Origin of the sequence: Archangium minus, from assembly GCF_044360475.1 — a bacterium.
GTDB classification, from domain to species: Bacteria; Myxococcota; Myxococcia; order Myxococcales; family Myxococcaceae; genus Archangium; species Archangium minus.
Genome location: NZ_CP043494.1, coordinates 12,903,783 through 12,924,777 on the forward strand (window position 1 = coordinate 12,903,783; position 20,995 = coordinate 12,924,777).

20 protein-coding genes and 1 pseudogene are annotated in these 20,995 nt (G+C 67.8%); 8 read left to right on the plus strand and 13 right to left on the minus strand.

Annotated features, from left to right (window positions below; all coding sequences use genetic code 11):
• The 6 genes from F0U60_RS53255 to F0U60_RS53280 all read right to left on the minus strand — a co-directional run bounded on the left by F0U60_RS53255 (nt 1) and on the right by F0U60_RS53280 (nt 3,908).
• Nucleotides 1-387 (minus strand): SAM-dependent methyltransferase, encoded by a 387-nt coding sequence (locus F0U60_RS53255; RefSeq protein ID WP_395812211.1) that lies wholly within the window; start codon nt 385-387, stop codon nt 1-3.
• Complete coding sequence (locus F0U60_RS53260; protein ID WP_084738119.1) at nt 384-1,145, minus strand: PIG-L deacetylase family protein; 762 nt, start codon at nt 1,143-1,145, stop codon at nt 384-386. The genes F0U60_RS53255 and F0U60_RS53260 overlap by 4 nt, the downstream gene beginning before the upstream one ends.
• Nucleotides 1,133-1,306, minus strand: coding sequence for a hypothetical protein (locus F0U60_RS53265; RefSeq protein ID WP_395812212.1), 174 nt, complete (start codon nt 1,304-1,306; stop codon nt 1,133-1,135). The genes F0U60_RS53260 and F0U60_RS53265 overlap by 13 nt, the downstream gene beginning before the upstream one ends.
• 71 nt (nt 1,307-1,377) lie before the next feature.
• Nucleotides 1,378-2,010, minus strand: a complete 633-nt coding sequence (locus tag F0U60_RS53270; RefSeq protein WP_095978874.1) for a glycosyltransferase family 2 protein — start codon at nt 2,008-2,010, stop codon at nt 1,378-1,380.
• Nucleotides 2,011-2,092: 82 nt separating this feature from the next.
• Complete coding sequence (locus F0U60_RS53275) at nt 2,093-2,761, minus strand: GNAT family N-acetyltransferase (RefSeq protein WP_395812213.1); 669 nt, start codon at nt 2,759-2,761, stop codon at nt 2,093-2,095.
• A gap of 274 nt (nt 2,762-3,035) precedes the next feature.
• Nucleotides 3,036-3,908: a transposase gene (locus tag F0U60_RS53280; RefSeq protein ID WP_395825864.1), complete on the minus strand. Its 873-nt coding sequence runs from the start codon at nt 3,906-3,908 to the stop codon at nt 3,036-3,038.
• Between the two features lie 496 nt (nt 3,909-4,404).
• On the opposite strand from F0U60_RS53280, the gene F0U60_RS53285 reads away from it, so the two are divergent.
• The 3 genes and pseudogenes from F0U60_RS53285 to F0U60_RS53295 all read left to right on the plus strand — a co-directional run bounded on the left by F0U60_RS53285 (nt 4,405) and on the right by F0U60_RS53295 (nt 6,530).
• Nucleotides 4,405-5,331, plus strand: a complete 927-nt coding sequence (locus F0U60_RS53285; protein ID WP_395812214.1) for a recombinase family protein — start codon at nt 4,405-4,407, stop codon at nt 5,329-5,331.
• A pseudogene (locus tag F0U60_RS53290) lies at nt 5,262-5,507 on the plus strand (recombinase zinc beta ribbon domain-containing protein); the annotation flags it as partial. The gene F0U60_RS53285 and the pseudogene F0U60_RS53290, both read left to right, overlap by 70 nt.
• A 60-nt stretch (nt 5,508-5,567) precedes the next feature.
• A complete protein-coding gene (locus F0U60_RS53295) occupies nt 5,568-6,530 on the plus strand; it encodes a MerR family transcriptional regulator (protein WP_395826038.1) in 963 nt (320 codons plus the stop codon).
• On the opposite strand, the gene F0U60_RS53300 is transcribed toward F0U60_RS53295, so the two are convergent.
• Entirely contained in the window at nt 6,525-6,989 is a 465-nt protein-coding gene (locus F0U60_RS53300) for a transposase zinc-binding domain-containing protein (protein ID WP_395812215.1), read from the minus strand. The two genes, F0U60_RS53295 and F0U60_RS53300, sit on opposite strands and share 6 nt — an antisense overlap.
• Nucleotides 6,990-7,416: 427 nt before the next feature.
• Between F0U60_RS53300 and F0U60_RS53305 the strand changes: the two genes are divergently transcribed.
• Complete coding sequence (locus tag F0U60_RS53305; RefSeq protein WP_395812216.1) at nt 7,417-12,000, plus strand: myxosortase-dependent M36 family metallopeptidase; 4,584 nt, start codon at nt 7,417-7,419, stop codon at nt 11,998-12,000.
• 151 nt (nt 12,001-12,151) lie between these two features.
• Here F0U60_RS53305 and F0U60_RS53310 read toward each other — a convergent pair whose 3' ends face one another.
• Nucleotides 12,152-13,021: an SDR family NAD(P)-dependent oxidoreductase gene (locus F0U60_RS53310; protein WP_395812217.1), complete on the minus strand. Its 870-nt coding sequence runs from the start codon at nt 13,019-13,021 to the stop codon at nt 12,152-12,154.
• 93 nt (nt 13,022-13,114) lie between these two features.
• Here F0U60_RS53310 and F0U60_RS53315 point away from each other — a divergent pair, with 93 nt between their 5' ends.
• Nucleotides 13,115-14,059 (plus strand): AraC family transcriptional regulator, encoded by a 945-nt coding sequence (locus F0U60_RS53315; RefSeq protein WP_395812218.1) that lies wholly within the window; start codon nt 13,115-13,117, stop codon nt 14,057-14,059.
• Between the two features lie 73 nt (nt 14,060-14,132).
• A complete protein-coding gene (locus tag F0U60_RS53320) occupies nt 14,133-14,471 on the plus strand; it encodes a hypothetical protein (protein WP_395812219.1) in 339 nt (112 codons plus the stop codon).
• A gap of 194 nt (nt 14,472-14,665) precedes the next feature.
• On the opposite strand, the gene F0U60_RS53325 is transcribed toward F0U60_RS53320, so the two are convergent.
• Complete coding sequence (locus F0U60_RS53325; protein WP_395812220.1) at nt 14,666-16,051, minus strand: S41 family peptidase; 1,386 nt, start codon at nt 16,049-16,051, stop codon at nt 14,666-14,668.
• Nucleotides 16,052-16,145: 94 nt separating this feature from the next.
• Between F0U60_RS53325 and F0U60_RS53330 the strand changes: the two genes are divergently transcribed.
• Entirely contained in the window at nt 16,146-16,745 is a 600-nt protein-coding gene (locus F0U60_RS53330; RefSeq protein WP_395812221.1) for an ArsR/SmtB family transcription factor, read from the plus strand.
• 60 nt (nt 16,746-16,805) lie between these two features.
• Here the strand turns inward: F0U60_RS53330 and F0U60_RS53335 are convergent, their stop codons facing one another.
• Both F0U60_RS53335 and F0U60_RS53340 read right to left on the minus strand, forming a co-directional pair.
• Nucleotides 16,806-17,657 (minus strand): NAD-dependent epimerase/dehydratase family protein, encoded by an 852-nt coding sequence (locus F0U60_RS53335; RefSeq protein ID WP_395812222.1) that lies wholly within the window; start codon nt 17,655-17,657, stop codon nt 16,806-16,808.
• Between the two features lie 87 nt (nt 17,658-17,744).
• Nucleotides 17,745-18,311, minus strand: a complete 567-nt coding sequence (locus F0U60_RS53340; protein WP_395812223.1) for a nuclear transport factor 2 family protein — start codon at nt 18,309-18,311, stop codon at nt 17,745-17,747.
• A gap of 138 nt (nt 18,312-18,449) precedes the next feature.
• Here F0U60_RS53340 and F0U60_RS53345 point away from each other — a divergent pair, with 138 nt between their 5' ends.
• Nucleotides 18,450-18,650 (plus strand): 2OG-Fe(II) oxygenase, encoded by a 201-nt coding sequence (locus tag F0U60_RS53345; RefSeq protein ID WP_395812224.1) that lies wholly within the window; start codon nt 18,450-18,452, stop codon nt 18,648-18,650.
• Between the two features lie 73 nt (nt 18,651-18,723).
• On the opposite strand, the gene F0U60_RS53350 is transcribed toward F0U60_RS53345, so the two are convergent.
• Together F0U60_RS53350 and F0U60_RS53355 are read right to left on the minus strand one after the other, a co-directional pair.
• A complete protein-coding gene (locus F0U60_RS53350; protein WP_395812225.1) occupies nt 18,724-19,569 on the minus strand; it encodes an RNA polymerase sigma-70 factor in 846 nt (281 codons plus the stop codon).
• Nucleotides 19,566-20,735, minus strand: coding sequence for an NAD(P)/FAD-dependent oxidoreductase (locus F0U60_RS53355; RefSeq protein ID WP_395812226.1), 1,170 nt, complete (start codon nt 20,733-20,735; stop codon nt 19,566-19,568). Before F0U60_RS53355 ends, F0U60_RS53350 begins: the two co-directional genes overlap by 4 nt.
• Nucleotides 20,736-20,995 lie beyond the last annotated feature (260 nt).

The following is a 20,995-nucleotide window of genomic DNA, read 5'->3' on the forward strand; positions in this document are numbered from 1 at the left end:
CTACGGCTCTCGGCTGCCCAAAAATGGCGAAAGTCGAGTCTGACACCTCCTCCAGAGCACCACGAGCTCGAAGGTCCCCTCGGGCCACGCGTCCGGCAGCAGCCGCTGCTCCACCCGCACATGCGGCCAGGGCGCCAGGCGCCTCCGGGCCACGCGCACCGCCGCCTCGCTGCCGTCACTCACCAGCAGGGCGTCACAGCGCGCCGCCAGCTCCGCGCTCAGCTCGCCAATCGAACACCCCGGCTCGAACGCACGCGCATAGCGGGCATGCGGCAACATCGCCAACGTCAGCGCCCGCTTGCGCCGCTCGTACCAGCGCCGCCGGTACTCCCAGGGGTCCTCGCTGTCGGCGTACATGCGCTCGAAGTGCGCCATGGGCACGCTCATGTGAACACCACCTCGAAGGGCCGCATCAACCGCTCGAGCGCGTAAGGGGGCACGATGGGCGGGTTTCCCGTGGTGGAATCCGGCTCCAACTGGCTCACGTACGCCTCCATGGCCCGGCGCTTGAGCGCGAGCGTGGCCTCGTCCAACTCGATGCGCCGCGCCCGGGACCAGGGCACCCGCGTGTCTCCGGGCCGGGCCCAGTGCCACATCCAGATGGGGAACTCCACGCAGCGGCCGTCCAACGCCGCACACGCCCGCGACGCCGCCCGCCCCACCGCCTCATGGTCCGGGTGTCCATCCAGGCGCCACGTGGCCAGCACCACGTCGTCCGGACGAAGCCGCGCGCCCAACCACTCCACCAGCCGCTCCTCGTTCTCGGTGACGGCGCCATCGGGAATCCCCACCCGCTCCACCCGCGCCCCGCCCAGCCCGAGCCGGTGCAGCGCCTCCTGCGTCTCCCGGGGCCGCGTCCGCGCGAGCCGCTCCACCGGCCAGGAGGTGGACCCCGGATGGCTCGCCGTCCCATCCGTGACGGCGAGAACCAACACGTCCCGCCCGAGCCGGCCAAGCCGCGCGAGCAGCCCTCCGGTCCCGAGCACCTCGTCATCCGGATGGGGCGCGACGATGACGGCACGCCGGCCCTCGGGCACCAGCAGGGCGGGCTCCAGGGAAGGCAGGACGTCCAGGCCACTCCAGGCCTCCCAGTCCCGAGCCGAGGTGCCCTCGTCGAAGATGCGCCGCGAATTCACAGGCTCCATCCACCCGCTCCTTCCTTCACCACGAGTCCCGCCAGGGCCTCCAGGTCCCGCTCCGCGTGGCTCTGGCGCAAGAACACCGGCAGGTCCGCCATCCGCCGGGCCACCCGCGCGTCCCGACAGTAGGGACCCGCGCCCACGGCCCGGCCCGTGTGCCGCAGCACGAGCTCCGCCGCGGCTGGTGTTGAGGCTGACGCCGCCACAGCCAAGAGACCTGATGCCCCTGCCGCGCTCCTCATGGGAGGGCAGCCTGGGCAGGCATGCCCAAGGAGGCTGCTTGGCCTCTGCACCGGCCCGGCTCACAGCTCGGCCGGCACCCGTCAGCGGCCCTCCTCGGCCCCTCTGCACCTGCCCTCCCCCTCAACACGGCCTCTCTCCTGCCTATACGCTCGAGTCCCTCGTGCTCCGCGTAGGCGACGATCCGCTCCAGGGCCTTGGGCGCGAGGTGGACATCCGCGTCGCTGAAGAGAATCCACTCGCCGCTCGCGCGCTCCAATCCCCGCTGCATGGCATGGACCTTTCCCAGCCAGTCTGCGGGGAGCTGCTCGATGTGGACCACCTGGAGCCGGGGCTCCTCCTGGGCGAAGCGATCGGCCAGGGAGCCCGTCGCATCCGTCGAGCGGTCATTCACCAGGACCAGCTCGAGCTCGGGATAGGAGTTGCCCAGCTTGGAGCGCATGGCGGGCTCCAACGTGCGCGCTTCGTCGCGCGCGGGCATGATCATCGACACCCGCGGCCACCGCGCGGGTGCCGGTGCCTCCAGTCGCGTGATTCGGGGCAGTGCCCGCATCACCCGGCGCAGCAGGACCGCCAGGTTCATCAGATAGAGGGCACTGACCCCAGTGAGCAGCAGGAGGAGATAGATCATCGTCAGCGGACCCGGTTCATGTCGCGCAGGGTGAGTACAGGATACGGCCTGCCTTCCTCAAGTGGCGCGAGTGCCGGCCGGCTCAAGTGCCGGCTCTCGCGGAGGGCAGCGGCCCCGTGAGGCCGTGGAAGAAGACGAGGTTGTTGTGGTCCGCCTCCGGGAGCCGCGCGAACCCCATCCGCGCGAAGAAGGGCGCCGCCTTGGCGTTCGTTCCCATGTGCACGGAGTGGGCTCCCGCCGCGGCCGCCGCGAGGAAGAAGGCCTCGAGGAGTCGTCGGCCGTTCCCCCCTCCCCGCGCCTCGGGCAGCAGGTCCAGGTGCAGGTGCGCCGGATAGGGGGCGATCTCGGGGGTGAGCATTCGCTCGGGATGGTGCAGCGTGGAGACCAACCACTCGTCGGTGGTGCGGGTCGGCTCCACGGGGGGCGGGTAGCGCGAGGCCACGCGCGGCAACCATCGCTCACGCCACGTCTCGATGAACGCCGCGGTGTTGGCGGTCCCCAGCGTGTACCCCACCACGCGGCCCGCGTCCTCGACCACGAAGGCCAGGTTCGGCTCGAAGGTCAGGTAGGGACCGGCGTAGATGTCCGGCAACAAGGAGGCGTCGGCGAGCAGGCCCCGCGCGTCCTCTCCCATGGCGCCCGTGCGCACACAGATGTCGTACACCGCGTCCCAGTCTTCTGCCTGGTAGGGACGAATCCGCTGAGACGAGCGCGAGGGACGAGGCGGGGTGGGAGGGACCTGGGTGGACATGGACTGGATTGTCGGGTCATTGCCCTTTCGACTCAATGTCGAGCCCACAGGAAAGCGCATAAGAGGGATGGCGTATAGGCGGGATAGAAGCCATGTTGAGGGTGAGGGTTGGAGCGGAGAGGCCGAGAAAGGCCGCTGCCGGGGCTAGCAAGGCCGCGCGCCGCGCCAGTACACGGGACGGTGCAACCCCTTGGGGCACACCCCTGCCCTGGCCGCCCTCGCTTGAGGAGAGAGGCAGGGGAGTTGGGGCGTGTTGACAGCGGCTGCGCCAGGTTCAGCACCACGCCCGCTGGGGTGGTCCCCGGGCCGGGGCCCGCTTCAGCGCCTGCGTGGGAAGTCCCAGGTGCTCCAATATCGAGCGCACCCCAGCGGGGGTCGTCACATACGCCTGCACCTTTCGCCTGCCTCCGCACCGCGGACAGGCGAACACGTCTAGTGCGAACGTCCTGCGCAGCAGCCCGGCCCAATCCACCCGCGCCGTCCTCTGCTTCCTCGGCTCCTCCACCGTCGCGGCCAAGCAGAGGCTCTCCTTCTGTGGGCCCGCCTCCGTCCCCGCTTGAGGGAGCAGAAATGGACGGAGCTTGGCGCCCGGAGCGAAGACGCCATGAAACCTCGTGAGGTTCGCCCGAGGCGGAGGCACCAGGGACGCCACACGCCGTAACAGTTCCAGCCCGGTGAAGAGCAGGTGCGTGGTGCCGTCTGGCAGCGGGCGCTTCATTCGGTAGGCGATGCGGCCGTCCTCCGCTCGTGACAAACGCTCCAGCGCCAGCGCACCGCGCGCCCCGTAGCGGCACAGCCGCTCCAGGCCCTGCCTGTCGTTGGCGTGAAGGTGCGTGTTGGCATGCAGGGAGAAGCCCTCCAGGACGGCGCACCGGGGTTGCTTTCGGGGAGGGGGCCGCACGTCCACCTCCGTCCAGCGCAGCCGCTGCTGCAGCGAGTGCGCCTGGTACGCCTGCAGCGCGTCCTCGGGCCCTTGTGCGGGCAGGGCCCCTCTTTTCTCCAACAGCCGCAACACCCGGTGCCGCACCACCTTCAGCAGCCGCTCCACTTCGCCTTGTGTGGGTGGCGCCAACCCCTCGAAGTGCACGCCGCCCTCTCTCGGCACGAAGACGCCATCCGGCACCAGCGAGTGGAAGTGCGGAGTCACCTGCAAGGCCGAACCGTAGCGCCACGCAGACTGAAGTCGATCGCACGTCCACGGCCTCCTCCGAGGAGACCATCACCCTTCGGATCCACCCGCTCTTCGGGCAGCCCATCCTCGTTTTGAGACGCTATGGCCCGGACGCGGTTTGGGCCGAGTTGCAGGATGGGCGGCTCACCATCCTCCCCATCCAGTGGACAAGTCTGCGCCCTCGCCCCAAACCGCTCAGATACCAGGGCCGACCTGTCCGGCTGGCGCCGGAGGCTGTGCGGGCGCTGGCTGGCTGGGTCACTGCTCGGTTGGAGGAGAGAGCCATAGAACGCCGAGCACTTGATGTCACGCAGCGGAGGTCTCATGTGCCCTTGAATGAGGGGGCCGACGCACGAGAGGTCCAGCATACCGGGCGCGGAGGTGCTGGAGAGACTTCTGCCCTGGTGGGCGAAGTTGGTGCACCGCGTGCTGGTGGCCGAGGCCGAGCAAGCAAGGCAGCGAGGGCAAAGCCATGAGTCAGGGCGAGCTGAGACCTGTTCACCTGCAGAGGAAAGCCTACGTGTACGTGAGGCAGTCCAGCACGACTCAGATGCTTGAGCACGCTGAGTCCAAGAAGCGTCAGTACGCCTTGGTGGAGCGTGCCGTGGCGCTGGGTTGGCCGCGCGAGGCGGTGGAAGTCGTTGACGAGGATCAGGGCAAGAGTGGCGCGTCCACAGAGGGGCGTGCTGGATTCTCACGGCTGGTCGACGCCGTGGCCCATGGGGAGGTCGGCGCCATCTTCGCTCTGGAGGTGTCGCGGCTGGCGCGCTCTTCTGTGGACTGGCAGCGGTTGCTGGCGCTCTGTGCGGTCGCCCAGGTGGTGGTGGTCGACGAGAGCACGCTCTACGACCCAGCCGAAGGAGACGACAAGTTGCTGTTGGACTTGAAGGGCACCATGTCAGAAGCAGAATTGCACTGGCTGGGCTTGAGGATGGTGGGAGCACGTCAAAGCAAGGCGCGTCGAGGCGAGCTGCACATGCGTGTACCCACGGGCTACGTGTGGACAGAGCGCGGCCTGGAGTTGGATCCGGATGAGGCTATTCAGCGAGCGGTGCGGCTGGTGTTTGAGCGCTTTCGTGTCGAGCCGAGCGCTTGTGCCGTGGTGCGCTGGATGAATGAGAGGGGGCTCGTGTTCCCTACTCGGCGCCCTGCTTCGGAAGGTGGGGAGGTGGAATGGAAGAAGCTTGGAGTCACGCGCCTCACAGAGCTCTTGCACAATCCCATCTACGCCGGAGCGTACGCCTACGGCGAAGGCCGCGGAGCAAGGTGCTGGTGCGGGGTGAGATCCACAGAGTGCGTGCCGCTGGCCGCGCACCCGAGGAGTGGACGGTGTGCAAGCGCGATGCGCACCCAGGCTATATTGACTGGGAGACGTTCCTCTCCAACCAGGAGAAACTGAGGCAGAATCTCGTCCGCTCGCACGAGGCCAGTCCAGGAGCCCCCCGCGAGGGGAGAGCCCTGCTGGCTGGGCTGCTGCTCTGCGGGCGGTGTGGGCGACGGATGCGGACGAGTTATGGACGCAGAGGCCAGCTGCATTGGTATTACTTCTGCCCAGGCGCGAGGGACCAAAGCGGCAGAAGTCTCTGCTGGATGACATGCGGCGAGCCACTCGATGTAGCCGTGGAGGAGTTGTTTTTGAAGACCCTGGTGCCTGACGAGCTCGACCTCAGTCTGGCAGTAGAGCGTGAGGTGGGGGCGCAGGCGCAGGAGTTGCAGAAGCAGTGGCAAGCGCGCTTGGAGCAGGCCCGCTACGAGGCACGCCGAGCCGAGCGCCGGTACAAGGCCGTTGAACCGGAGAACCGGGTGGTGGCGCGCACTTTGGAGCGCCAGTGGGAAGAGCGGCTGCAAGAATTGGAGGAAGTGGAACGGCGGTACGCGGAAGCCCGGCGCAGTCGACATGTTGAACTGTCCGAGCAGGAGCGGCGACGCATCCGTGAACTGGCGAAGGATTTGCCCTCGGTCTGGCGTGCCTCCACGACTGGGACTGCAGACAAGAAGGCAATGTTGCGGTTGGTGGTGGAGTCCATCGCGCTCACGCCGGTGGATGTCCCCAGACGTACCATCCGCATCCAGGTGCAGTGGCAGGGCGGCGCCGTCACCCAACTGCAAGTGCCCCGGCCCACGGAGCGGGAGAAACTGCGCACGCCGGACGCAGTGGTGGAGCGGATACGTACCATGGCCGCTCAGGGCCTGCGGGATGAGGACATGGCTGAGCAGCTGAATGCAGAGGGGATACGAACCGCTGCCGGGGCCCGCTGGACGCTCTTGGCTGTCCGGTGGGTGCGCTACCACCATGACATCGTGCTGGTGGCCCCGGATGCACCCCGCGCCTGGCCCTTACCGGAGCGTCACCCGGATGGACGTTACTCACTGACTGGGGCTGCGAAGCGGTTTGGCGTCACCCCCACGGTGGTGAGGGGCTGGATACGGCGAGGCCTGGTGCCAGCACGGCGCGAGGACTTTGAGAGCCGCCGGGCCGTCTACTGGCTGGAGATTGACGAAGATACGGCCAAGCGCTTGCAAACCCTGGTGGCCTCCAGGCGCGCGGCCTCCAAGAGGACAGGAGCAGGACGTCCGAGTGGGGTACACGCATCATGAACGGCACGACCCGAAGAACTGGATGAAAGACACGGCCCCTGCCTGCGCACCCCGCAGGCCCTGCCGCCGTGCCCTCCGGCGCTGCAAGGCGAACACCGCGCGCAGGAAGAGGGTGAGGACGTGCGAGAGCAGTCCCGCATCCTTCAGCAGCACCCACCGCACCCGGTGCGGAAAGGACAGCGTCCACTGTCGATAAGGCACGTGTGGCAGCACCCGCTCCACCAGGTGCGCCGCCGTCACATGCGCCCGCTTCGCATTGCAGGACGGGCACACCCCTCGTCCCTTGCACGAGAAGGCGACGAGAAGTTCGTCCTTACAACTCTCACAGCGCACCCGCGCGAAGCCGTGCGCCAACACTCCACACTCCAGGTACCGGGCGAAGTCCCGCTCCACGTACTGGGGCAGGCCGCGCCCCAGCTCGCTCGCCTCCGCCAACAGCGTGGCAAGGTTGTCCCTCACCGCCGCATACAACACTGTCCCCTCCGGCCGCCTCCGCCGGTACTCCCACCCGTGCGCCCCCACCAGCCCCTCCCCAGCCACACCTCGCCAGGGCACACGCTACCGCCAGGCTCCCACAAGACTCCGCCAGGCTCACTCTGGGAGCGCCAAGCGGCGGGTTCGATTCCCGCCGCTTCCAATAGAGGTTGCCCGCAGCCTTGAGTCGAACCCACTCCTAACAAGGAGGCGTGGAGCGCCTTAGGGGACCAAAGCTGTTCTTGTCGGACCAAATCGTGGGCAACCCCAGGTGCTCCAGAATCGCTCTCACCCCTCCTGCTCCCTTCACGTACGCCAAAACCCTCCTCCTGCACTCTGGGGAGAGGGCGGGTGACACTTCGCCCGGGCAGCGGTGCTTTAGGGGCAGGACACTCTCCAAGGAGCCCCCGAAGTGACGAGGTTGATTTTCAAGTGGTCGAGCCTGGCGCTGGCGCTCGCGAGCACGAGTGCCGCGGCTCATCACCCGCCGAACTACGAAGTCCTGCAAGACAGCCCCCCCACACCAGGCAAGAGCACGAAGCTGTTGTCAGCGAAGGCCTCGGACTCGCGCGTCGCCCACAGGGATGAGCAGCGGGACCTGCCCACCTTTGTCTGGGCGAACAAGAAGGCCTCCTCGACGTCGCCGCGCTCGCAGCTCACGCACATGAAGCCCGAGCAGGCCGCCCTCGAGCAGCTCGGCGATTACCTGTCCCTGTACGGCCACAAATCGCTCACCGAGTCGGGCGCGAACGTGACCTCCGTCAGCCGTGACGCGAGCGGGGTGACGATCGTCACCGTCGCTCAGCAGGTGGACGGCGTGGAGGTGTTCCGCCAGGCGCTCCATGTCCTCCTCAACGCGAACAACGAGCTGGTGGCGCTCTCCGGCAACCTGTCCCCGCACGTGTCCGCCAACACGTCCCTCTCCCGGAGCGCGAGCCTGCGCTACCAGTTGACGGCCCCCCAGGCCATCTCCGCGGCCTACCGGGACCTGACGGGAGCCGCCCTGGACGGCAGCCTGCTCGAACAGCTGAATGTCCGCGCGGGAAACAAGGACCCGTACACCCACTACCAGCTCGCCTCCTATGCGCGCCCGCTGGCCGAGGGCCTGGTCATTCCCGTGCGTGCAAGGCGCGTCTTCTTCCCGATGCCCGATGGATTGCTCCCCGCCTATTACCTGGAGCTCAACACGGCACACGAGGAGGACTCCGACTCGGACTACTACGCCTACGTCGTGTCCGCGGCCGATGGCCGGCTGCTCATGCGCAAGAACCTCACGGCGCACGCGGACTTCTCCTACCGCGTCTGGGCGGACACCACGCCGCCCTACACCCCGCTGGACGGGCCCGCGGGCAGCGTCGCCACGCCGCACCCCACGGGCATTCCCAATACCTTCGACGCGCCTCCGCTCGTGCCCTCCTCCCTCATCACCCTCCAGAACGCGCCCTTCAGCCGGAACGATCCCTGGCTGGCGAATGGGGCCACGGAGACCCGGGGCAACAACGTGGATGCGTACGCGGATCTCACCAGGCCGGGCGGCTTCAGCGACGGGGACCTTCGCGCCTCGGTGACGGCCCCGGGCGTGTTCGACCGCACCATGGATTTCAGCATCCAGACCTACGCCAATCCACAGCAGACCCAGGCGGCCGTCACACAATTGTTCTACGTGAACAACTGGCTGCACGACTGGTTCTACGACGTGGGCTTCGACGAGGCTTCCGGCAACGCGCAGCATGACAACTACGGCCGTGGAGGTCTGGCGCATGACGCCCTCATCGCCGAGGCACAGGACTACAGTGGTCTCAACAACGCGGTCATGACGACGCCCGCCGATGGCGCGTCCCCTCTCATGCAGATGTTCATCTTCAACGGTCCTTCGACCAGCGAGCATGACTCCTACCTGGAGGCGAGCGCGCCCGCGGAGGTCACGGGCAGGTACCAGGTGGGGCTCGCCACCTTCGGACCGGAGAAGTATGACGTGAGCGGAGAGGTCGTGCTCACGGCCAGCGGCTCCCCGTCCACCACCACCGCATGCTCCGCGCTGACCAACGCGGCGGAGGTGGCTGGGAAGATCGCCCTCATCGATTTGGGCTACTGCAGCTTCACCCAGAAGGTGCAGAACGCGCAGAATGCTGGAGCCATCGGTGTCATCGTCGCGCACAACGAGGACGGCCCTATCAAGGGCATGCCTGGCAGCGCTCCGGGCATCACCATCCCATCCCAGCTCATCACACGCGCGGATGGCAACAAGCTCCGGGCCACGATTCCCGGGCTCGCCGTGCGGCTCCACCGTGAACGGATCCTCAACCAGGATGGCGCACTCGACAACGCCATCATGGCGCACGAGTGGGGTCACTACATCAGCAGCCGCCTCATCTGGAACTCGTCTGGCCTGACCAGCAGCCAGAGCGTCGCCATGGGCGAGGGTTGGGCGGACTTCCACGCCCTGCTGATGATGACGCGCGCGGAGGACATCCACGTCCCGTCCAACGCCAACTGGAACGGGGCCTACGGCGTGGGCGAGTACGCGATGCGCGGCATTTCCAAGGACAGCACCTTCTTCAGCAAACGGCGCGTGGCCTACTCGGCGGATATGACCAAGAACGCGCTCACCTTCCGTCACATCGCCAATGGGGAGGCACTGCCCGACACGGCGCCCATCCATCCGAACAAGGAGAACGCGGAGGTCCACAACTCGGGTGAGATCTGGGCCACCATGCTGTGGGACTGCTACGTGTCGCTGCTGCGCGCGTACCCCTTCCAGCAGGCGCAACAGCGCATGAAGCAGTACCTGGTGAACGGCTACAAGCTGACCCCCGTGGCGCCCACCTACCTGGAGGCGCGTGATGCGCTCATCGCGGCGGCCTACGCCGGGGATGAAGCGGACGGACGCCGCTTCTGGGAGGCCTTTGCCCGGCGTGGAGCGGGCGTGGGGGCAGTGGCCCCGGCGCGTTTCTCCAACGACCACAAGGGCGTCGTGGAGAGCTATGCCGCAACCGCGGACGTGTCCATCCTCTGGGTCTCCGTGGAGACATCGTCCAACACCTGTGACTGGGACGACATTCTCGACAACGGGGAGACAGGCCTGCTGCGCATCAAGGTGCGCAACCTGGGTCCGAATCGGACCGAGGAGACCCTCGCCACCGTAACCGCCTCGCCCAGCCAGGGCGTGATACTGGGCAACGGCGGCCAGGTGCGATTGCCAGCCCTGGACGTGTTGGAGGAAGAGGTGGTGGCCGTCCCGGTGTCGATCCAGGGCGCAGCAACGCACCAGCCGCTGGACATCGTCGTCACCACGCGCCAGGGCAGTCTGTCCCGGCCGGGCGACCACACAGAGAGCTTGAGCCTGATTGTCAACTACGACGAGCGACCCGCCTCCTCGCGCAGGGAGGACGCGGAGAGCAGCAACCCGCCCTGGACCAGGACGCATGATGAAGCCTTGAGCAACGTGGACTGGATCACCGCCCGGCAAGCTCCCACTGACACCAACTACCGCTTCTTCGCGCAGAACGTGGACGGGCTGAGCGACATGCGTCTCACCACCCCGCCCCTCACGGTGAGCACCACCGAGCCCTTCGTCCTCAATTTCAAGCACGCATGGGACTTCGAGACGGGCGCCACCAACCACTATGACGGCGCCATCATCGAGCTGAGCGAGGATGGCGGACGGACGTGGGTGGACGTGGGAACGCCCCTGTACAATGGAAAGATCACCACCTACGCGGACAACCCCAACCCGCTCAAAGGCCGGGACGCCTTCGTGGCCAAGAGCGAAGGCTTCCCCACGCTCATTCCCGCCACGTTGGACTTCGGTACGGCCTACGCGGGCAAGACAGTGCAACTGCGCTTCCGCGTCGGCTCGGACAAAAACACCGCGGCGACCGGCTGGTGGCTGGACGACCTGGAATTCAGCGGCATCACGAACACTCCCTTCACCTCCGTGCTCGAGGAAGACAATGTGTGCGTGCACTCCCCGCCGCCCGTCATCACGGCCGGAGTCGATGTGAAGGTGGGGGAGCGCACGCTCCAGACGCTCCATGGGAGCGCGACCGATCCGAACGGGGCCCCCCTCACCTCCGCGTGGAAGCAGTTGTCCGGCCCCACGGTGAAGCTCCTGAACGCGGACACGCTCATGCCGTCCTTCCTCACTCCCGAGGTCACCGCCAATACCGACCTGGTGTTCCAGCTGTCCGTCTCGGGAAGCAGCACGGTGACCGACACCGTCACCGTGACCGTGACGAATGTGAACCGCGCGCCCACGGTCAACGCGGGCGTGACGGGGGTCGTGGACGAGCGCGCCAGCTACACGCTGATGGGCTCGGCGAGCGACGAGGATGGAGACAGCCTCACCTACTCCTGGGTGCAGCAATCCGGCACGCCGGTGGCGCTGACCAACGCCCTCACGTCACAGGCCACCTTCGTCGCTCCGGAGGTGAACCTCGACGAGACGCTCACCTTCCTGTTGTGGGTGAGCGACGGCCAGACGACGACCCACACCTCGGTGGAGGTGGTGGTGCGCGCCGTCAACCACGCGCCCACGGCCCAGGCCGGTGAGGCAGGCTCCGCCGAGTCTGGCGCCCAGGTCCAGTTGAACGGCGCCCTCAGTACGGATCCGGACGGCGATGCCCTGACCTACGAGTGGGCCCAGGTGGAGGGACCGGCGGTGACGCTCTCGGGAGCGGACACCGCCACCCCGTCCTTCACCGCGCCGGAAGTGGAAAACCAGACGGAGCTGCGCTTCAGCCTGGTGGTGAAGGATGGTTCGCTCAGCAGTGAACCCACCTTCGTCACCGTTACCATCACGCCGAAGCCTCACCAGGGCTGCTCCGCCACCGGGGCGGGAACCCCCGTGGGACTGCTCGGCCTGACGCTGCTCGCGCTGGTGCGCCAACGCCGCCAGCCAGCAACCCCCCATGGGGTAGCCCATCGCGCACGCCGTCTGCAGCCCGAGGATTACCAGCGCCACCAGGCGCACCGCCCTCCACAACCTGCCCCGTAAGCTCAGCATGAAGATGGCGAAGTCGCGTTCAAGCCTGTTGGCCCTGCTGGCCTTGCTGCTGTCGAGCTGCTCCTCGAGCACTGCGGATGTGCGGCAGCATCACGGACGTCACTCGCGAGACGATTTGAAGGCAGGCGGCGATGGCTGGAGCCTACCGGCTGGAGTCGAACGCGAGTCCTCGTTCGCGAACCCACTCCTCGGAGAGCTCCCATGTCCGCTGCACCAGGACGGAATCATATGAAAGGGGAGTGGGCCTGAAGTGTTTCGGGTCGAAGAGGACCGCGCCATGGGCTGCACTCGAGTCGGCCACGGTGAGCAGGCGCACGGTGTTCTCCGCCGCGCGCTCGGGAGGGGCTCCAAGGACGCGATAGAGCGCTCGCACGGCCCAGGGCCATCCCCGAATGGTGTCCGTGTTGGTCATCCCGACACAGGCAATGCTCGCTCTCACCGGCAGCCCCCGCCATCGCTTCGCGGCCTCTTGCACGTGGAGATAGCCCAATACCTGCGAGGACATGAGGGACGGGAGCAGCGACCACCGTCTCTTCTCGAACTGGAGGTCTTCGAGGTCCGGCAGGGTTCTCGACGGCACCTTGGCGCCCACGTGGACGATGCGTCCGTCACCCGAGGCCGCGAGCTCTCCCACCAACGCCCGGTTCAGTGCGTAGCGAGCGAGATATTGAAGCCCGAACGCCAGCTCGAAGCCGTCCGAGGTGGTAACCCGGTGCCTCGCTGCCGTCATGGCCGTGTGCACCAGTCCGTGAAGCGCTCGTCGCCAGGCTTTGATTCCTTCCACCGCTCGCGCCACACCGGCAATCGAGGAGATGTCGGCCGGAAGGAACGCGGCTTCTCTCGCGCCAGCCTCCTGGAGCTGACGCACGGCCTGCTCACCCCGTGCCGGGTCTCGCCCCAGGATGAGGATGGCTGCACCTCGACTCCCCATGGCACGAGCGGCGGCCAATCCTATGCCGCTCGTGCCTCCCACGAAGACGAAGTTCGCGTCGCTCAGGTTCCGTTCATCCATGGGTTTCCTCCTCCTGACTCCGTTGGGCAGGATTTGCGTTGCCGTTGACTGATACCGGCGTCCCCTCGGACGGGCGGTGATACGTTGTCCGAGATGGTTGATGAATCGTCCGGCCCATCGGCGGTGGATCCATTGGGCAGCATCCTGGAGAGGATCCGCATCCGCGGGAGCGTCTTCGGCGCGGCCGAGCTCGGAGCCCCCTGGGGCGTTCAGACGCCAGGGCTGGGGGACCTCACCTGCTACGTGCTCATTCGTGGCGTGGCACACCTCGAGCTGCTCGACTCACCGCGGGAGCAGGTCTCGCTCTCGAGCGGCGACATCGTCCTGGTGGCGGCCGGGCGTGCCCTCGCATTGAAGGATACGCGCCACAGTGTGGCGGTCCCCTTCGAACGGCTCCGGCTCGCGGCCCATCAGGCGTCCGGCGTTCTTCGCTGGGGTGGCACGGGGCCTCGTACGACGCTGGTCTGTGGGCGACTCGAGTTCGACGAGACCGGCCGCGAGCTCTTCGGGTCCGCGCTACCCGCTCTCCTGCACCTTCCCGCGGAGGCGGGAGGTGCCGGCCTGCTGGGCGTGTTGAGTGCGCTCGCCAGCGAGGTTGCCACACCCCAACCGGGTTCGGGTCCCGTCCTCGGGAGGCTCGCCGAGCTCCTCTTCATCCACGCGCTGAGGGTATGCATCGGACGGGGCACCGCCGAGGCAGGATGGCTTCGAGGGCTCGGGCACCCCTCGATTGCACGCGCGCTCGCCGCGGTCCACCAGGAGCCGGGGGCCCCGTGGACCGTCGAGTCGCTCGCCGCGCGCGCGTCGATGTCGCGCTCGACGTTCGCCGCCGAGTTCCACCGGACGGTGGGAGAGCCTCCGCTCGCATACGTCACGGCGTGGAGGATGCGCCATGCTGCGCGACTGCTCGAGCAGGGAGGGGTGAGCATCAAGGACATCGCGGCGAGCGTGGGATATGGGTCGGACGAGGCGTTCAGCCGGGCATTCAAGAGCTGGTCTGGCCATCCACCCGGCGAGTACCGTCGTCGCTTCGAGTGAGAACACGCCGCGAGGCCAACGCCCGGAGGACGCGAAGGCCCGGGCATCCCGCGAGCAATCGCCGTCACAGGGTGTGGACGGCATCACCTTCAGTTGCGAACAGGGCTCCTGGGCCGTTCCGGCCACGCATGGCATCTGGATCCCACCGCACCACCTGCACGCGGGCCGCTCGCATGGTCCCTTCGTGGGCTGGGGCGTCTATGTGGCGGAGCGTGCCTGCTCGGGCCTGCCGGGGACGCCGCGCACGGTGCCCATCAGCGGCCTGCTGCGCGAAACCGTCCACCGGATGGCTTCGTGGGGCATCGAACCGCATGAGCCCGCGCGAGAGCGTCTCGCCCACGTGATGCTCGATGAGATCGAGTCCTTGCCCGAGGAGCCGCTCAGGCTGGCCGGATGTGTGCCCTACCCTTGAGAGGAGGAGGTGCTCGGCGCGGAGGACGAGCAGATGCCCTCCGCCGTGCCCAGGTCATTCGAGGTATAGCGCGGGCCGCAGTCCGCAGGGGGGCAGCAAGTGATTGATCGTCCCTTGCGCGATATCTACGTGGCCATACAAGAGTTCGTTGCCGCTGAGGTCGAGCCCCTTACGAGTTGTTTCCGGCGGCATCTTCAGGGGCTCCGCGGGGCCGCGGTACGCGACAGCAGGGCATCGATGACCGCGCGGGGCCGCAGCGGGTCGTCGTCGAGCACCAGTTCCGGCTGCAGCAGCGCTGGCTCCCGCGCACCCGAGGGACGGTCGAGCACGAACCTGGGGTAGGACAGCGTCAGCTGGGTGTTGGGCAGGACCACGCTCTGCACGCCGCCAGACTGACGGACTCGCGCCGCACCCCCCTCCCCGGCCACGGCGCCGAAGCCGTAGTCCTGGACCACGTTGCTGAAGAGGACCGCTGACGAGTAGGTGAGCGGCCCGACGAGCAGCCACACCTCTCCCTCGAAGCGAAGCGGCTCGTCCAGCCGGGGCTCCTCCAGGCTGGTGATTTCACCGGCCACCACCTGGCCGGTGGTTTCACCTGACTTGCGATAGGGCTCCAGCACGCGCTTGAGGTAGCTCGAGCCCGCGCGATAGGGGCGGTCGGCCACGTAGCGGAGGATGCCCTCCTTCCACATGTCGTCGTCCCCTCCGCCGTTGGCGCGGAGGTCGATGATGAGCCGCCGCGTCCCGGCGGCCCGCATCCTGCCGAAGGCGTCCCGCACGAAGGTGAAGTAGCGCTCCTTGTCAGGCCAGGAGAACGAGCCCAGGGTGAGCAGGGCACTCCCGCCGTCGAGCAGCTCGAAGCGGTAGAGGTGCTCGAAGTGGGCCTCATCCTGAAGGACGGCGGGGAGCACCCGGCCGGCCGGCGCGCGCACGACTTCGGCCCCGTCCAGCTCCAGCTCGAAGCGCGTGGGCGTGCCGTAGAGCTTCCAGTAGTAGAGCCACCAGCGCCGCGAGAGCAGTGCCGCGCGGAAGAGCGGGGTGTCTCCGTGGATGCGGGCCAGCAGCTCCTGGGTGAGCTGGCGCGCGTCCTGGCCATTGATGCGCGTGAGGAGCCGACCGGCATGCGCCGTTTGGCCGCCTCCGAGCGCTGACAGAATCTTCAGCGCTCCGTCCGCCGTGAGGGACACCTCGAACGGGAAGAAGCCGGAGCCCCGCGCCAGGTGCGCGCGGCTCTCTTCCCGCCAGTTCTGGAGGCCAATCAACACATGTCCGTCCGCGAAGGCTGGGTTCAGCCGGGCCAGCGCCGCCCACGCCTCGTCGCGCGTCAGGGGGTGGTCGAGCGTGCGCTCCACCTCGGCCATGACGCGGTCGAGCTCGCTCAGATTGAGCGAGTGCGCCAGGTCCGGATGGTTGCGCTCGAGCGTCTCCCTCACGAAGCGCAGGTCCGCTCGGACCGCCTCGGGCGAGAGCTTCTCCGGTGCGGCAGGAGAGGCGGGGACGGAGGCACATGACGCAAGGACGGCGGCACAGACCACGAGTGCGCCGCTGCGCACGGCCTGAAGCACGGACGGGTTGAACATGGAGGCTCCGAGGCTGCCGGCACGGCTTGCGCCGGCCACACAGTGTTGAAATAGTGCCAGTGAATTTCAACAAAAAGAGGGGAGCTCGCAGCGCATGCCCAGGACGTTCGACCGCCGCGCCATCCACGACACGGCGCAGATTCGACTGCTCTCCTCTCCGGTGCGGCAAGAACTCGTGGACACCCTGGCCGCGCTCGGCGGCGAGGCGAGTGTCGCCGACCTGGCGGAACAGCTCGGGCGTCCGGCGGACGGGCTCTACTACCACCTACGGGTGCTCTGTCGCGGCGGGCTGGTCCGCGAGGTGGAGTCCGCCGAGGGAGAAGAGCGGCGCTACCGCCTCGCCGGCACCGGTGATGCGCCCCTTCGTCTGGCCTACCGCGCTGGAAAGGCCGGCAACCTCGCGGCCCTGGCAAAGTTCGCCCGCGGCCTGCTGCGAATCGCGACGCGCGATTTCGAGGAGGCGCTGCGGTTGGAGGACGTGGCCGTCAACGGTCCACGACGCGAGCTCTGGACGGCACGCAACAAGGGCTGGGTGAGCCCTCAGGATCTGGAGGAGGTCAACAGGCTCATCGAGCGCCTCTGCGAGCTCACCAGCCAGCCGAGGGCACCCGGCCGCGAGCGCCTGATGAGCCTCGCCTTCGTGCTCGCGCCCATCCGCCCTCGCGCGAAGCGGCGCAGCACGTCCGAGCCCTGACTCGAATAAGGAGGCCGCTGGCGCGACGATTGCCCCCACTGCCCACCGCGGTGGTCCAGCTCACGCGCCCTGGAGGAATTCGAGCGCGTTGAATCGTGGGTGGAATCCCAGCTCGGATTCCGCCCGCTCGATGACGTAGACGCGATCCATGCTCGAGGGGATGGGGATGCCCCGCTGGGCGAGCAGCACGGCCACCTCGGGAGCCCGGCGCCGGATGACCCCCGGTGCGTCGTGCAGCAGTTCCCTCAAATCCTCCCGCTCGAAGGGCGAGCGGGCGGAGACATTGTACAGCCCGAAGGGCACCGGAGCTTCGAGCGCCAGCCGGTGGGCATGGGCGCAGTCACGCACGTCGAGCCCCCGGTGGAGCCGGTGGATGGCCAGTGCCTCCCCCGGCTGCGGGTAGAAGCGCGAGGTGCGCAGGATGATCACGGGCAACCCAGCCTCCTCGTGGATGAGCTGACAGAGCTGCTCCGCCGCCAGCTTGGTGACGTCGTAGATGTCCCGCGGCTCGGGCGTGAGCTCCTCCGTCACCCAGATGGCGGCGTCTGCTCGCGGCTCCATCGCGCGTCCATAGACCGAGGTCGTGCTCGTGTAGACGAAGCGCTGGCAGTGGTACGCCACCGCCGCTTCGAGCAGGTGGAGCGCTCCCTGGACGTTCACGTCGACGAAGCGCGACTTCGGCAACACGTCCCGGTGTGGCGCATGCAGCGAGGCCACGTGGATGACCGCGTGCACCTGCGCCACCTGCTCGAAGACCCGCGCCCGGTCATCCACGCTGCCGAGCACCTGGGTGAAGGGGCCGGGCGCGGTGTCCAGACCCGTGACCTGGTAGTCGCTGGAGAGCTGTCGGCAGATCTCCGCACCGAGCTGTCCCGAGCTGCCAGTAACGAGAACCTTCCTGATGCTCCCCACGTGACTCTCCTTCTCCCTAGGAGCGCGAATCCCTCTCTCCACCCGCTCGCGCTCTCTCCCGGGCACTGCGAGCTCGCCCATACCGTTTTAGCGTCGCCGCATTGAAGCGTCGGAGGGGAGCACAACCGACGAGTTATGCTCTCGGATGATCTTCCAACCGGTATCGCTACAACGCCACACGAGGGACGACCGGGTACGGATGTTGGTGACATTGCCGTCGGCGGCCTCGATGCGCGCCTCGAACTCGAGTGTGGAGGCAGCCAGGCCGCCGGAGCCGGACGCTACGTCCGGGCCGTTGACGACGCGATGGTGCACGCTGCGCAGCGCGGAGAAGCTTGGCTCCCAGAACGATCCATACTCTTTCGCGCTGTGCGCCACGCGCTTCTGAGGGTCGAAGTCGTCGTAGAGAACGACGTCATTGGCCGAGAAGTCATAGTACTTCCCGAGCTTCTCACGGAAGATGAACGGCCCGTCGCCGACCTGCTTCTCCCAGCCCACGAGAATCCACTCACGATGAAGCGCCCCTACGCTGGCAGGGCCGCTCGCCGGGCAACCGGAAGAGCCGACAGCCTGCGCGGCTGTCATGCTCGGAATCAGCGCAGTCAGAGTCAGAGCCAGGAAGCGGAGTCCACCCTTGATTTTGTCAGTCCTCATGATCGTCTCCTCTGGAGTGACTGCGGCCGCGGGCGTGAGTTCGTCACCGCGGCTCCGTCACGACGCAGAGAATCTATGACAACCCTCCCGCGCGATTGAGTTGCTGATTGTAGATAGACTCGTAAGCGCTGCTTGACAATGGCGAGCGTGCTCACGTTGCGGTGGAGCCGCTCCTGTGCCTTCACGACAGCGGCCTGTCAGGCCACCACTCCCGCGCGCTTTTTGCGCAAGTACCGGGTCGTCTCCAGCGTGGCGGCGCTCGACATGCGACACGGCGTGAGCCGGCTGCGTTCCGGACGGAGGCATCCGGTGGGAATCATCTTCCACGATGCACGGTGAGTCGGACGCCGCGCCATCGCGACGCACTCACTCTTGCCGCCGCCTCCTCCTGGGGGAGCGTCGCCAGCGCGGCTCAGATGCGCGCGAGCTTGTCCGGGTTGAGGACCGAGCGGATGGCATGGATGTGCTCTCCATCCGTCTCGAAGGAGATGACGTCGATGACGGCGCCGTTCAACCGCAGCACCAACCCGGGCCAGCCATTCACCTCGGCGAGCTCCGGAACGACTCCGGCCGGGACCTTCTTCATGATGCCGAGGAACAGGCGAGCCACGGCGTCCGCGCCATGGACGGGGTTGCGCGCCGCGCCCCGGACCTTGCCACCTCCGTCGGCCCAGCTCGTCACGTCATGGGCGAGCAGGTTCTTGAGGCCCTCCAGATCGCCAGTGCCACAGGCGGACATGAAGCCCGTCACCAGCCGCTCATGCGACTCCTTGGAGGGAGCGAAGCGCGGCCGCCGCGCCCGGATGTGGTCCCGGGCGCGGTGGAGGATCTGCCGGCACGCGGCCTCCTCCTTGCCCACCATCTCGGCGACCTCGGAGTGGCTGTACCCGAACACCTCGTGCAGCAGGTACACGGCGCGCTCGACGGGCGACAGGCTCTCGAGCAGCACCAGGAACGCGAGCGAGATCGACTCGGGATCCACCTGCGTGTCGGTGCGGACGGGCTCGGGGAGCCACGGCCCGACGTACTCCTCGCGCGTCACCTGCGCGCTCTTGAGACGGTCGAGGCACAACCGGGTGACCACCGTCGACAGGAAGGCCCGATCCGAGCGCACGTCTTCGCGCGCCGCGGCCTGCCAGCGCAGCCACGCCTCCTGGACGATGTCCTCGGCCTCGGCGACCGAGCCGAGCATCCGGTAGGCGATGGCGATCATCGAGGGCCGATGGGCCTCGAAGGATTCCAGGGCTCCGTCCGTCATGCCGCCAGTCTCCTCTCTTGCGCCGCCGGGGGCGAGAGCTTCCGACCCGTCTTGCGCCAGGCGAAGAAGTGCAGGCCCTTGCGCTCGGCAGCGAGGGTCCAGCTCACGCCGAGGCAGATCGCCTCCTTGAGCCAGGCGCCCAGGCGGCCGCGGAACACCCAGCCCGTCGGCGAGCCATCCTGACGGTAAGGCTGCACGAGCCCGTCCCGGCGCCCCAGGCTGATGCAGAAGGCCGTGTCCAGGTAGTCGAAGGGCTCCGAGTCCTGGCCCCGCGAGAGCCGCGAGAGCCTCTCGGCGACGTACACCCCCATGGGCAGGGCGGTCTTGCAGCCCATGAGCATGGGGGAAGGAGGAGCGACGGGCGCGGCCGCGTCACCGATGACGTGGATGTTCTCGTGCCCGAGCGCGCGCAGATACGCATCCACGAGGGCCTGTCCGCGTGCGTTCACGGACAACCCCGACTGACGCAGGAGCTCCGGAGCGACGAAGCCGCCGGCCCACAGGCAGGCATCGAACGGCACGCTGCGCTCCTCGAGCTCCACGGAGCCTGCCTGGAGCCGCTTCACCCTCCCCTGCTCGAGAGTGACACCAAGCCGGTTCAGGCTCCGGCGCAGGTGCTCCCGTCCGGCCTCGGAGTAGTTACCGCCCAGCTCTCCGGCGTAGAGCAGCGTCACCTGGAGGCCTGGGTGGGCTTCGGCGAGCTCGCTGGCGCCCTCGATGCCCGTGAGGCCACCACCGACGACGACCACGCGTCCCCTGCGGGCGGCGATGGCGGGCAGGCGCTCGGACAGCGATGCGGCGGAGGCGGCGTCCAGCGTGAAGGCGTGCTCACGGACGCCCGGCACTCCGTCCAGGTCCACGTGGGAGCCGAGCGCCACCACCAGCTGCTCGAACGGCAGCCGCTCGTCGCCGAGGAGGATCTCGCCTCGCGGATCGATGCGGGTGACGCGGCCGATCTTCAGGGTGATGCCCGTGCCGGCCACCATCTCGGCGAGCTCACGCTTCACCGGCTCCGAGCCGGCCGCCCGCTCATGCAACCGGATGCGCTCCACGAACCACGGGCTCGCGCTCACCAGCGTGACCGCGACCTGCCCGCGCGTGCGCCGCGCGAGCCGAAGTGCACAGATGAGTCCCGCATAACCGCCACCCAAGATGACAACGCGCATGATGACGTCTCCTTGTTTTTCGCCCGGGAGACGACTCAGCGCGCGAGGGCGTGACACCCGGACGCGAAATCTCGAAAACCTCGTGATTTCAACCCTTTACATAAATACCCCACCGACTCGAGGGCTCAGGCCGCGGACAGCGGGCAGCCGCCTGCCTGCTCCAGCGCCGTGACCACCGTCTCGCGCAGCTCCGCGGGGTTGTACGGCGTGAAGAGCTACAGCTGCGCCACCTTCGCCAGGTGGCTCCCCCAAGCAGGTGC